The organism is Pedobacter rhizosphaerae, assembly GCF_900111155.1.
GTDB classification, from domain to species: domain Bacteria; phylum Bacteroidota; class Bacteroidia; order Sphingobacteriales; family Sphingobacteriaceae; genus Pedobacter; species Pedobacter rhizosphaerae.
Genome location: NZ_FOGG01000011.1, coordinates 66,220 through 79,039 on the forward strand (window position 1 = coordinate 66,220; position 12,820 = coordinate 79,039).

Annotated in this window: 9 protein-coding genes and 1 tRNA gene; all 10 read right to left on the bottom strand. The window is 38.7% G+C overall.

The features are described 5' to 3' along the window. Positions 1-14: 14 nt before the first annotated feature. The 10 genes from rpoC to tuf all read right to left on the bottom strand — a co-directional run bounded on the left by rpoC (position 15) and on the right by tuf (position 12,783). Positions 15-4,301, bottom strand: a complete 4,287-nt coding sequence (rpoC, locus tag BMX11_RS10870) for a DNA-directed RNA polymerase subunit beta' (protein ID WP_090884292.1) — start codon at positions 4,299-4,301, stop codon at positions 15-17. Between the two features lie 91 nt (positions 4,302-4,392). Next, positions 4,393-8,196 (bottom strand): DNA-directed RNA polymerase subunit beta, encoded by a 3,804-nt coding sequence (gene rpoB / locus BMX11_RS10875; RefSeq protein WP_090884112.1) that lies wholly within the window; start codon positions 8,194-8,196, stop codon positions 4,393-4,395. Positions 8,197-8,352: 156 nt separating this feature from the next. Beyond that, complete coding sequence (gene rplL / locus BMX11_RS10880) at positions 8,353-8,733, bottom strand: 50S ribosomal protein L7/L12 (protein ID WP_090884114.1); 381 nt, start codon at positions 8,731-8,733, stop codon at positions 8,353-8,355. A 65-nt stretch (positions 8,734-8,798) separates the two neighbouring features. Further along, positions 8,799-9,320 carry a 50S ribosomal protein L10 gene (gene rplJ, locus BMX11_RS10885; RefSeq protein ID WP_090884117.1) on the bottom strand — a complete coding sequence of 174 codons (522 nt, stop codon included), beginning with the start codon at positions 9,318-9,320 and terminating at the stop codon, positions 8,799-8,801. Positions 9,321-9,322: 2 nt separating this feature from the next. Beyond that, positions 9,323-10,021: a 50S ribosomal protein L1 gene (rplA, locus tag BMX11_RS10890; RefSeq protein WP_090884119.1), complete on the bottom strand. Its 699-nt coding sequence runs from the start codon at positions 10,019-10,021 to the stop codon at positions 9,323-9,325. Positions 10,022-10,041: 20 nt separating this feature from the next. Next, positions 10,042-10,485 carry a 50S ribosomal protein L11 gene (gene rplK / locus BMX11_RS10895; protein WP_090884121.1) on the bottom strand — a complete coding sequence of 148 codons (444 nt, stop codon included), beginning with the start codon at positions 10,483-10,485 and terminating at the stop codon, positions 10,042-10,044. A gap of 144 nt (positions 10,486-10,629) precedes the next feature. After that, positions 10,630-11,169: a transcription termination/antitermination protein NusG gene (gene nusG, locus BMX11_RS10900; protein ID WP_090884123.1), complete on the bottom strand. Its 540-nt coding sequence runs from the start codon at positions 11,167-11,169 to the stop codon at positions 10,630-10,632. 9 nt (positions 11,170-11,178) lie between these two features. Further along, complete coding sequence (gene secE, locus BMX11_RS10905; protein WP_090884125.1) at positions 11,179-11,376, bottom strand: preprotein translocase subunit SecE; 198 nt, start codon at positions 11,374-11,376, stop codon at positions 11,179-11,181. 93 nt (positions 11,377-11,469) lie between these two features. Further along, positions 11,470-11,543 (bottom strand) — tRNA-Trp (locus BMX11_RS10910). A gap of 52 nt (positions 11,544-11,595) precedes the next feature. Then, the gene (gene tuf, locus BMX11_RS10915) at positions 11,596-12,783 is read right to left on the bottom strand and encodes an elongation factor Tu (protein ID WP_010601091.1); all 1,188 of its coding nucleotides are present in this window, start codon (positions 12,781-12,783) and stop codon (positions 11,596-11,598) included. Positions 12,784-12,820: the final 37 nt, after the last annotated feature.

Consider the following 12,820-nt stretch of genomic DNA (forward strand, 5'->3'; position numbering starts at 1 on the left):
GATCAGATAAGCTATTATGCTTCTACTTCTTCTTGTTTAGAGGCCAATAATTTATCGTACTCTTCTTGTGAACCTACAATGATACGTTCGTAACCGCGTACACCAGTACCAGAAGGAATTAAGTGACCCACGATCACGTTTTCTTTCAAGCCTAACATATTATCGCGTTTACCTGCAATCGCTGCTTCATTTAATACTTTCGTAGTTTCCTGGAACGAAGCCGCAGAAATGAACGATTTAGTACCTAACGATGCACGAGTGATACCTTGTAAGATTGAACTCGCAGTTGCTGGTCTTGCATCACGCACCTCAATTTGTTTTAAGTCTTTACGTTTCAATTGAGAATTTTCATCTCTTAATCTACGTAATGAAACAATTTGACCTGGCTTGAATTCAGTTGAGTCTCCGGCCTCTACAACAACTTTCTTGTCATAGATTTCATCATTCTCTTCTGCGAAATCCCAACGATCTACAGCGTTATTTTCTAAGAAAATAGTATCTCCCGGATCTTCGATATGAACTTTTTGCATCATTTGGTGAACGATTACTTCAAAGTGCTTATCGTTGATTTTTACCCCTTGTAAACGGTAAACCTCTTGGATACCATTAACAAGATACTCTTGAACCGCCGCAGGACCCTTAATTGCTAAGATATCTGCTGGAGAAATTGAACCATCTGATAATGGCATACCTGCTTTCACAAAGTCATTATCCTGTACAAGGATGTGTTTAGACAATGGAACCAAGTATTTTTTAACTTCACCATCTTTAGATTCAATTGTGATTTCACGGTTACCACGTTTAACACCACCAAGTGTTACCACACCATCAATCTCTGTTACTACAGCCGGATTAGAAGGGTTACGAGCCTCAAATAACTCAGTTACACGAGGCAAACCACCCGTAATATCTCGGGTTTTACCAGTTGCACGAGGGATTTTCGCGATGATTTGACCAGTTTGGATAGTTTCACCTTCATCAACTGAAACGTGAGCACCTACCGGAATGTTATAACCTTTAACAAATTCACCTTTCTTATCAACAATTTTAACTGAAGGGTTCTTTGTTTTATCACGAGTATCAATAATTACTTTTTCACGGTGACCAGTTTGCTCATCTGATTCTTCACGGAAGGTTACCCCTTCAATGATAGCATCAAACTCTGCTTTACCAGCAAATTCTGAGATGATAACCGCGTTATATGGATCCCATGAACAAATCTTGTCGCCTTTAGCAACTTTATCACCTTCCTGTACAAATAAGAATGCACCGTAAGGGATATTGTTAGTAACGATAACACGACCTGATCCTGGCTCTACAATTCTGAACTCACCTGAACGGCCCAATACAACCTGTACTTTACCATCTTCAGTTTGTGTATCAACTGTACGGATATTTTCGAACTCAATAACACCATCAAATTTCGCTACAATGTTTGATTCTGCAGCAATGTTTGATGCAGTACCACCCACGTGGAACGTACGAAGGGTTAACTGTGTACCCGGCTCACCGATTGACTGTGCAGCAATTACACCAACAGCCTCACCTCTTTGAACACGTTTACCAGAAGCTAAGTTACGTCCGTAACATAATGCACAAACACCACGTTTAGCTTCACACGTTAATACCGAACGAATTTCGATACCATCTAAAGGAGATTCATCGATTGCTCTGGCAACCTCCTCGTTAATATCTTCACCCGCACCTACCAATAATGTGTTATCCAACGGATTATAAACATCATGTAGTGAAGTACGACCTAAAATTCTATCATATAAAGGTTCAACAATATCTTCGTTATCTTTCAATGCAGTGGTGTACATACCTCTTAAGGTTCCACAATCTACATCGTTAACGATCATATCCTGAGCAACATCATGTAAACGACGAGTTAAGTAACCCGCATCCGCCGTTTTTAACGCCGTATCCGCCAAACCTTTACGCGCACCGTGAGTAGAGATAAAGTACTCTAATACCGATAAACCTTCTTTAAAGTTTGATAAGATCGGGTTTTCAATGATATCACCACCTGAACCTGATTTTTGAGGTTTTGCCATCAAACCACGCATACCGCACAACTGACGAATCTGCTCTTTCGAACCACGCGCACCTGAATCAAGCATCATGTACACCGAGTTGAAACCTTGGTTATCACTAGATAACTGGTTCATTACGAAAGTAGTCAATCTGTTGTTGATACGTGTCCAGATATCGATAATCTGGTTGTAACGCTCGTTGTTGGTAATGAAACCCATGTTATAGTTGTTTCTTACCTCTTCAACCTCAGCAGCAGCTTGCTCTAATAAAGTATGTTTCTCTACCGGAATGTTTACGTCTTGTAAGTTGAACGATAAACCTCCCTGGAATGCCATTTTGAAACCTAATTCTTTGATATCATCCAGGAATCTTGAAGCACGTGCCATACCAGTCATCTTAACTACCTCACCGATGATATCTCTCAACGATTTTTTAGTTAATAATTCATTGATATAACCTACCTCTTCTGGTACCATTTGGTTAAACAATACTCTACCAACAGTAGTTTCAGTTAACTTATTAACGATAGAACCGTCAGCTTGTTTAACATTTACCTTTACTTTGATAAATGCGTGTAAGTCTAATTGTTTCTCGTTGTAAGCAATGATAACTTCTTCTGGAGAATAGAATGATGCATCTTGTCCTTTTACTACCCGTGTTTCATCTGTTCTACGGCCTTTAGTAATGTAATAAAGACCCAAAACCATATCCTGAGAAGGTACAGTAATTGGCGTACCGTTAGCAGGGTTTAAGATGTTGTGAGCAGCTAACATTAAAACTTGGGCTTCCAAAATTGCTGCATTACCTAATGGTAAGTGGACAGCCATCTGGTCACCGTCAAAATCCGCGTTAAATGCCGTACACACTAATGGGTGTAATTGGATCGCTTTACCCTCAACCAATTTAGGTTGGAAAGCCTGAATACCCAAACGGTGTAACGTAGGTGCACGGTTTAATAATACCGGGTGACCTTTTAATACGTTTTCCAGGATATCCCAAACTAGCGGGTCTTTTCTATCAACAATTTTTTTGGCTGATTTTACTGTTTTTACCACACCTCTTTCAATCATTTTACGAATGATGAATGGTTTGTAAAGCTCAGCAGCCATATCTTTTGGCAATCCACACTCGTGTAATTTAAGGCTAGGCCCTACAACAATTACCGAACGAGCTGAATAATCCACACGTTTACCTAATAAATTCTGACGGAAACGACCTTGTTTACCTTTCAAGATATCTGAAAGTGATTTCAAAGCACGGTTACCTTCAGTTTTAACCGCATTAACTTTACGTGAGTTATCGAATAACGAATCTACAGCTTCCTGTAACATACGTTTCTCGTTACGTAAAATTACCTCTGGTGCTTTAATCTCGATCAAACGTTTTAAACGGTTGTTACGGATAATTACACGACGGTATAAATCATTTAAATCTGAAGTAGCGAAACGACCACCTTCTAATGGAACTAAAGGACGTAATTCTGGTGGAATAACCGGAACGATTTTAACAATCATCCACTCAGGGCGATTCTCAATACGTGTATTAGCGCCACGGAAAGCTTCAACAACCTGAAGACGTTTTAAAGCCTCATTTTTACGTTGCTGAGAAGTTTCGTTAGCTGCCTGGTGACGTAAATCGTAAGATAAAGTATCTAAATCAATACGTTTTAACAAATCTTCTAATGCCTCCGCACCCATTTTGGCTACGAATTTATTAGGATCTTTATCATCTAAATATTGGTTTTCTTTAGGTAATTTATCTAAGATATCTAAATATTCTTCTTCCGTTAAGAAGTCCATATAACTGATACCTTCTTCAGCCATTAAACCTGCCTGAATAACTACGTAACGCTCGTAATAGATAATTAAATCTAATTTTTTAGTAGGTAAACCTAATAAATAACCGATTTTGTTTGGTAAAGAGCGGAAATACCAGATATGCGCAACAGGAACCACCAAACTGATGTGCCCCATACGCTCTCTACGCACTTTCTTTTCAGTTACTTCAACACCACAACGGTCGCAAACAATACCTTTATAACGGATACGTTTGTACTTACCGCAATGACATTCGTAATCTTTTACCGGACCAAAAATACGCTCACAGAACAAACCATCACGTTCAGGTTTGTAAGTACGGTAGTTAATGGTTTCTGGTTTCAACACCTCACCGCTAGAACGCTCCAAAATAATCTCCGGAGACGATAAGCTAATGGTAATAGATGTGAAATTGCTTTTTAATTTATTATCCTTTTTGTAAGACATATCTCTTTCTTTAATGATCGAAGGATTGAGTGATTGAATGAGAGAATGACAGTTACCCATCATCCACTCATTCACTCATTCTTTCATTCAATTAGTCTAACGTAATATCTAAACCTAAGCCGCGTAACTCGTGTACCAATACGTTGAACGATTCTGGTACGCCTGGAGTTGGTAGGTTCTCACCTTTAACAATGGCTTCGTAGGTTTTAGCTCTTCCAATAACATCATCCGATTTAACGGTTAAGATCTCTTGAAGGATGTTAGCAGCACCGAATGCCTCTAATGCCCAAACCTCCATCTCACCAAAACGCTGACCCCCGAATTGAGCTTTACCACCCAATGGTTGTTGTGTAATTAATGAGTATGGTCCGATTGAACGGGCGTGCATCTTATCATCAACCATGTGACCTAATTTCAACATGTAGATAATACCCACAGTTGTAGTCTGATCGAAACGCTCACCTGTTAAACCATTATATAAGTAAGTTTTTCCTGAAGCCGGAACACCTGCTTTAGCGATCCACTCTTCTACCTCATGGTGTTTAGCACCGTCAAAGATTGGAGTTGCAAATTTAACACCCAATTCTTTACCAGCCCAAGCCAATACAGTTTCATAGATCTGACCCAAGTTCATACGTGAAGGTACACCCAGTGGGTTCAACACGATATCAACCGGGCTACCATCAGCTAAGAAAGGCATATCTTCGTCACGTACAATACGTGCAACAATACCTTTGTTACCGTGGCGTCCTGCCATCTTATCACCTACTTTTAACTTACGTTTTTTAGCAACATAAACTTTGGCCATCTGTACAATTCCCGATGGAAGCTCATCACCTACACTGATCGCAAATTTATCACGTTTGTAAGCACCAAGTTCCTCGTTAACACGGATACCATAGTTGTGAAGCAACATTTTAATCAGCTCGTTTTTGTCATCATCAGTAGTCCATTTGTTAGGGCTAATGTGCTCATAACTAAGCTCAGCTAAAATTTTCTGCGTAAACTTAGCACCTTTTGGTACTAATAATTCTTTGTAAATGTTAAATACACCTTGAGATGTTTTGCCATTTACAATAGTGAATAATTTGTCTACTAATTCATTTTTTAACTTCTCTGTTGCCTTGTTGTAGTCTTTATCTAACTTCTCAATTGCAGATTTCTCTTCAGCTTTTGAAGTTTTCTTAGCACGGCTGAATAACTTAGTATCGATTACCACACCCTGGATTGAAGGAGGAGTTTTTAAAGACGCATCTTTAACATCACCTGCTTTATCACCAAAGATTGCACGCAGTAATTTCTCTTCCGGTGAAGGATCAGACTCACCTTTAGGAGTAATCTTACCAATTAAAATATCACCTTCTTTTACTTCAGCACCAATGCGGATAATACCGTTTTCATCAAGGTCTTTAGTAGCCTCTTCAGAAACGTTAGGAATATCTGGTGTCAATTCCTCTTCTCCACGTTTAGTATCACGTACTTCTAATTCAAACTCTTCAATATGCAATGAAGTGAAAACGTCATCACGAACAATACGCTCGTTGATTACAATCGCATCCTCAAAGTTGAAACCTTGCCAAGGCATGAATGCCACTTTCAAGTTTCTTCCTAGAGCAAGCTCACCATTCTCTGTTGCATATCCCTCGCAAAGTACTTGCCCTTTAGTAACTTTCTGACCTTTCTTAACGATTGGTTTCAAGTTGATACAAGTATTCTGGTTGGTTTTCTTGAATTTGATTAATCTATAAGTTTTGCTGTCACCTTCAAATGAAACTAAACGATCGTCTTCGTTACGTTCATATTTAATGGTGATTTCATTAGCATCTACATATTCTACAACACCATCACCCTCTGCGTTGATCAAAGTTCTTGAGTCACGAGCAACGCGACCTTCCAAACCTGTACCTACAATTGGTGCCTCAGGACGTAACAATGGTACGGCCTGACGTTGCATGTTCGATCCCATCAAGGCCCTGTTCGCATCATCATGTTCTAAGAACGGAATTAATGAAGCAGCGATTGAAGTAATCTGGTTTGGCGCAACGTCCATTAAGTCTAATTTCTCAGGCTCAATAATCGGGAAGTCACCCTCGTAACGCGCTTTAACACGTGGAGTAATGAAATTACCCTGATCGTCGTACTCTGCATTTGCCTGAGCGATAGTTTTACCATCCTCATCTTCAGCAGAAAGATAGATTACGTCAGAATCAACAACCACTTTTCCTTCTTCAACACGTTTGTAAGGTGTTTCGATGAAACCTAAATTATTGATCTTCGCGTGTACACAAAGTGATGAAATCAAACCAATGTTTGGTCCCTCTGGAGTTTCGATAGTACACAAACGACCGTAGTGCGTATAGTGAACGTCACGAACCTCGAAACCAGCACGCTCACGTGAAAGACCACCTGGGCCTAACGCTGATAAACGACGCTTGTGTGTAATCTCTGCTAATGGATTCGTTTGATCCATGAACTGAGATAGCTGGTTTGTTCCAAAGAAAGAGTTAATTACTGATGACAACGTACGAGCGTTGATCAAATCAGTAGGTGTAAATACCTCGTTATCGCGAATGTTCATACGCTCACGGATTGTTCTAGCCATACGCGCTAAACCAACACCGAATTGTGCATATAACTGCTCACCTACCGTACGTACACGACGGTTTGATAAGTGGTCAATATCATCCACCTCTTCTTTAGAGTTGATCAATTTGATCAAATATTTAACAATAGCAATAATATCTGCTTTTGTTAAAACTTTTACATCATCCGGAGTATCCATTTTCAATTTACGGTTGATGCGGTAACGACCAACATCTCCTAAATCGTAACGTTTATCTGAGAAGAATAAACGATCAATGATACCACGTGCAGTTTCCTCATCAGGTGGTTCTGCGTTACGCAAAGCACGATAGATGTTTTCTACAGCCTCTTTCTCAGAGTTTGATGTATCTTTTTGTAATGTATTATAAATAATGGTATAATCGGCCTGGCTAGCACCATCATCTTTAGATAAGATAATAGTTTTAACACCTGCTTCGATTACCATATCGATATGTTCGTCTTCTAAAATGGTTTCTCTTTCAAGAATCACTTCATTACGATCGATAGAAACTACCTCACCAGTATCTTCATCAACAAAATCCTCTACCCATTTTCTTAATACCCTTGCAGCAAGTTTACGTCCGATATATTTTTTCAAACCAGACTTACTAACCTTAACCTCATCGGCAAGATCAAATAATTCTAAGATGTCTTTATCAGAATCGTAACCAATTGCACGTAATAAGGTGGTAACTGGGAACTTTTTCTTACGATCGATGTAAGCATACATCACGTTGTTAACGTCTGTAGCAAACTCAATCCATGAACCTTTGAAAGGAATAACACGAGCAGAGTACAATTTGGTTCCGTTAGTGTGACGGCTTTGGCCGAAGAACACTCCTGGAGAACGGTGTAATTGCGAAACGATAACACGCTCAGCTCCGTTGATTACAAATGTACCTTTAGGTGTCATGTAAGGGATGGTACCTAAGTAAACATCCTGGATGATGGTTTCAAAATCCTCATGCTCTTCGTCATTACAAGAAAGCTTCAGCTTTGCTTTTAATGGGACATTATAGGTTAAGCCACGCTCGATACACTCATGTATATCATATCGAGGTGGATCCACAAAATAATCAAGAAATTCTAGTACGAAGATGTTTCTTGAATCAGTGATTGGGAAGTTTTCGGCAAACACTTTAAACAAACCTTCGCTAGAGCGATCGTCTGATGTGGTATCTATCTGGAAAAATTCTCTGAATGATTGCAATTGCACGTCAAGAAAATCAGGATAATCTATAATGTGCTTACTAGTTGCAAAATTTACTCTTTGTTCGACTTTCTTTGCCAATGGACTAAAAGTTTTTTAGTTTAAGAATAAACTATTTGTTTGGCTTTGGTTAAAGCATCTCATCAACCAAGCAAAATGAGATGTTTATAAACAGGTAAAGACACCGACATTTTCAGTCGGTGTCTGATACTTTTTTAGCGAAGCTAAATTAAGTGATTACTTAACCTCAACTACTGCTCCAGCTTCTTCTAATTGTTTTTTAAGCGCTTCTGCTTCGTCTTTAGCAACACCAGCTTTTAATTCTTTTGGTGCTCCGTCAACTAAGTCTTTAGCTTCTTTCAAACCTAAACCAGTTAAGTCTTTAACAAGTTTTACAACTGCTAATTTCTGACCACCAGCTTCTTTTAAGATTACATCAAAAGATGTTTTTTCTGCAGCAGCAGCAGGTGCATCACCACCACCAGCAGGACCAGCAATCGCTACAGCAGCAGCTGCAGGCTCGATACCATACTCATCTTTTAAGATTTGAGCTAATTCATTAACTTCTTTAACTGTTAAGTTTACTAATTGCTCAGCAAACGCTTTTAAATCTGCCATTTTATTAAGATTTTAAAAATTTACGTAAAAATAATTTTGTTTAATTTGCGAACTTAAGGTGTTCGTTAACCTTCTCTTTCCTGAAGAGTTTTAACAATTCCTGCAATTTTGCTACCGCCTGATTGAAGCGCAGATAGAACATTTTTAGCTGGTGATTGTAATAGACCAACGATATCTCCAATAAGCTCTTCTCTTGATTTCAAGCTTACTAATGAATTTAATTGATCATCGCCAACATAAATAGATGAATCGATGTACGCTGCTTTTAGCAATGGTTTATCACTTGTTTTTCTCAAAGATTTGATCAACTTAGCCGGAGCATTAGCTGTTTTTGAGAATAATAATGATGAAGAACCTTTTAAGGCTTCGAATATCTCAGATGAATCGCCATCTAAACTCTCAATCGCTTTACGGATTAATGAGTTTTTAGCAACCTTCATGATGATATCGCTCTCAAAACATTTGCGACGGATTTCATTGATCTTCTCAACAGAAAGGCTAGAGGTATCTGCAATATAGAAATTGCCATACTCCTGCATTTGTCCTTGTAGTTCTAAAACTACTTCGTGTTTTTCTTCTCTGTTCATGATTAAATCCCCGCTACTGATTTGGTTTCGATTGCAATTCCAGGACTCATTGTAGAAGACACGTGAATGCTTTTAAAATAAGTTCCTTTTGCAGCAGATGGTTTCAATTTAGCTAATACTTGAATTACTTCTAAAGCATTTTCATAAATCTTTTCTGCCGGGAATGATACTTTTCCTATCGAGGTGTGAATGATACCTGTTTTGTCTACTTTAAAATCGATCTTTCCACCTTTTACATCTGTTACAGCTTTACCAACTTCGTTAGTTACTGTTCCAGATTTAGGGTTTGGCATTAAGTTTCTTGGTCCTAAAACACGTCCCAATTTACCTACTTTTGCCATACAAGCTGGTGTAGTGATAATAATGTCTACATCGGTCCAACCACCTTCAATTTTAGCAACATACTCGTCTAAACCTACGAAGTCTGCGCCAGCTGCTTTTGCTTCTTCTTCCTTATCAGGAGTTACCAAAGCTAAAACACGTACAGTTTTACCTGTACCGTGTGGTAAAGTAGCAATACCACGTACCATTTGATTGGCTTTACGTGGATCTACTCCTAATGCTACATCAATATCAACTGATGCATCAAATTTAGTAGTAGTGATTTCTTTTACCAAAGCAGCAGCATCCTTCAAAGTATAAGCTTTACCAGCCTCTATCTTAGCATGTGCCTTTTTTTGATTTTTAGTTAATTTCGCCACTGTTGTAAACTGTTTTTTAATTAATTGTTCCAGGGTGCGTCACCAGAAACGGTGATTCCCATACTGCGTGCTGTACCAGCAACCATACTCATTGCTGATTCGATAGTGAATGCATTTAAATCAGGCATCTTATCTTCAGCAATAACTTTAATTTGGTCCCAGGTCACCGATCCAACTTTTTTACGGTTAGGCTCAGCAGAACCACTCTGTAATTTAGTCGCGTCTTTCAACTGAACTGCTACAGGAGGGGTTTTGATGATGAAATCGAATGACTTATCAGCATAAACAGTAATTACAACCGGCAATACTTTACCTGCTTTATCTTGGGTACGAGCATTGTACTGTTTGCAAAACTCCATGATGTTCACACCTTTAGCACCTAATGCAGGTCCTACTGGTGGCGATGGATTTGCAGCTCCGCCCTTGATCTGTAATTTGATCATTGCACTGACTTCTTTTGCCATTTTGTGTTTTTATTTATTTAAAACTCAATGTTAAATTTGGAAGCATGTAACATTTTATTTTCCAGATAGTTCTATACAAAACCAAAAGGACTGCAAAGATATGAATAATCTTGCAGTCCTCCTATATATTTTTGAAAATATTTTTTACTCTTTTTCTACTTGCATGTAGTTAAGCTCTAATGGGGTTTTTCTTCCAAAAATCTTAACCATTACTTTAAGCTTTTTCTTCTCTTCGTTTACCTCTTCGATAATACCAGAGAAACCATTGAATGGTCCATCCATTACTTTGATGTTCTCTCCTACGTAGTAAGGAACATTCATCATCTCCCCCTGCTCGCTCATTTCATCAACCACACCTAAAATACGGTTAACTTCTGCCTGACGCATTGGGATTGGAGTTCCAGCCTTATCGCCCAGGAAGCCAATAACACTGTTAATTCCTTTAATTACGTGCTCTAACTCACCGTCTAAAATGGCTTCAATTAAAACATAGCCTGGATAAAAGTTACGTTCTTTGGCTATTTTTTTTCCATCTTTCATCTGGTAGTATTTCTCCATAGGGATTAATACCTGAGGCACCAAATGAGAGAAACCTAAACGGCTAATCTCAGCATCAATATACTGTTTTACTTTCTTCTCTTTACCGCTAACAGCTCTTACAACATACCACTTTAGATCGCTCATTCAGAAATATTAATTAGAAAGTGATTTATAAAAAGTATCTAACACAAACATAGAACCTTTATCCATTGCAAAAATCAATAATGCAATAATTAAAGAAGCTACTAAAACAAGAACCGCAGAACTTTGAAGCTCGCCCCATGTAGGCCAAGTAACCTTCTGGGTCATTTCATCGTATGATTCTTTTATAAATTGAACTACTTTAGCCATATTTACTATAATGATTAAATGATTGAGTTAGTGAGCGACAGAATGCATTTGCATTCGATCATTAAAACTTTCACTAATTCAATCATTTTTGTTTGGCACGGGAACAAGGATTCGAACCCTGATCAAAGGTTTTGGAGACCTCTATTCTACCGTTGAACTATTCCCGTGTTTAAAAAAGAGCTAGCCTTAACTAGCTCCTTTATATTGTTAAGCTTAAAATTAAGCTAAGATTTCAGTTACCTGACCAGCACCTACTGTTCTACCACCTTCACGGATAGCGAAACGTAGACCTTTTTCCATTGCGATAGCGTTGATCAACTTAACAGTGATGGTAACGTTATCACCTGGCATAACCATTTCAGTACCTTCAGCTAGTGAGATCTCACCAGTTACGTCTGTAGTACGGAAATAGAACTGAGGACGGTATTTGTTGAAGAATGGAGTGTGACGACCACCTTCTGCTTTTGATAATACATAGATCTCAGCTTTGAAATCTGTGTGAGGAGTTACTGAACCTGGTTTACAGATTACCATACCACGACGGATATCAGTTTTCTCAATACCACGTAACAATAAACCTACGTTATCACCTGCTTCACCATAATCTAAGATCTTACGGAACATCTCAACACCAGTTACTGTAGATTTTAAGTTCTCAGCACCCATACCTAAGATTTCAACTGGATCTCCAGAGTTGATTACACCACGCTCGATACGGCCAGTTGCTACTGTACCACGACCAGTGATTGAGAATACGTCCTCTACTGGCATCAAGAATGGAAGATCAGTTAAACGTGGAGGGATTGGAATGTAGCTATCTACAGCATCCATTAACTCCATGATTTTACCAACCCATTTAGCATCTCCGTTTAATCCACCTAAAGCAGATCCTTGGATTACTGGAATATCATCACCTGGGAATTCGTAGAACGATAATAATTCACGAACTTCCATTTCTACTAGTTCTAATAATTCAGGATCATCAACCATATCCACTTTATTCATGAATACAACTAATGAAGGAACACCAACCTGACGAGCCAATAAGATGTGCTCACGAGTTTGTGGCATTGGACCATCAGTAGCAGCAACAACGATAATTGCACCGTCCATCTGAGCAGCACCAGTAACCATGTTTTTCACGTAATCCGCGTGACCTGGACAGTCAACGTGTGCATAGTGACGGTTAGCTGTTGAATACTCAACGTGAGCTGTATTGATAGTAATACCTCTTTCTTTTTCCTCAGGAGCTGAGTCAATTGAATCGAATGAACGTGCCTCAGTTAAACCAGCATCAGCCAAAACTTTTGTAATAGCCGCTGTTAAAGTTGTTTTACCGTGATCGACGTGACCGATTGTACCGATGTTTAAGTGCGGTTTACTGCGGTCAAATTTTTCTTTTGCCATTTTATTTATAACTAATTAGTAGGTTAACTTTTTTATT

Bases quoted from the DNA above. Each gene is read 5' to 3' on its own strand.
- rpoC (WP_090884292.1), bottom strand. From the start codon at position 4,301: ATGTCTTACAAAAAGGATAATAAATTAAAAAGCAATTTCACATCTATT.
- rplL (WP_090884114.1), bottom strand. From the start codon at position 8,733: ATGGCAGATTTAAAAGCGTTTGCTGAGCAATTAGTAAACTTAACAGTT.
- rplJ (WP_090884117.1), bottom strand. From the start codon at position 9,320: ATGAACAGAGAAGAAAAACACGAAGTAGTTTTAGAACTACAAGGACAA.
- rplK (WP_090884121.1), bottom strand. From the start codon at position 10,485: ATGGCAAAAGAAGTCAGTGCAATGATCAAATTACAGATCAAGGGCGGA.
- nusG (WP_090884123.1), bottom strand. From the start codon at position 11,169: ATGAGCGATCTAAAGTGGTATGTTGTAAGAGCTGTTAGCGGTAAAGAG.
- secE (WP_090884125.1), bottom strand. From the start codon at position 11,376: ATGGCTAAAGTAGTTCAATTTATAAAAGAATCATACGATGAAATGACC.
- tuf (WP_010601091.1), bottom strand. From the start codon at position 12,783: ATGGCAAAAGAAAAATTTGACCGCAGTAAACCGCACTTAAACATCGGT.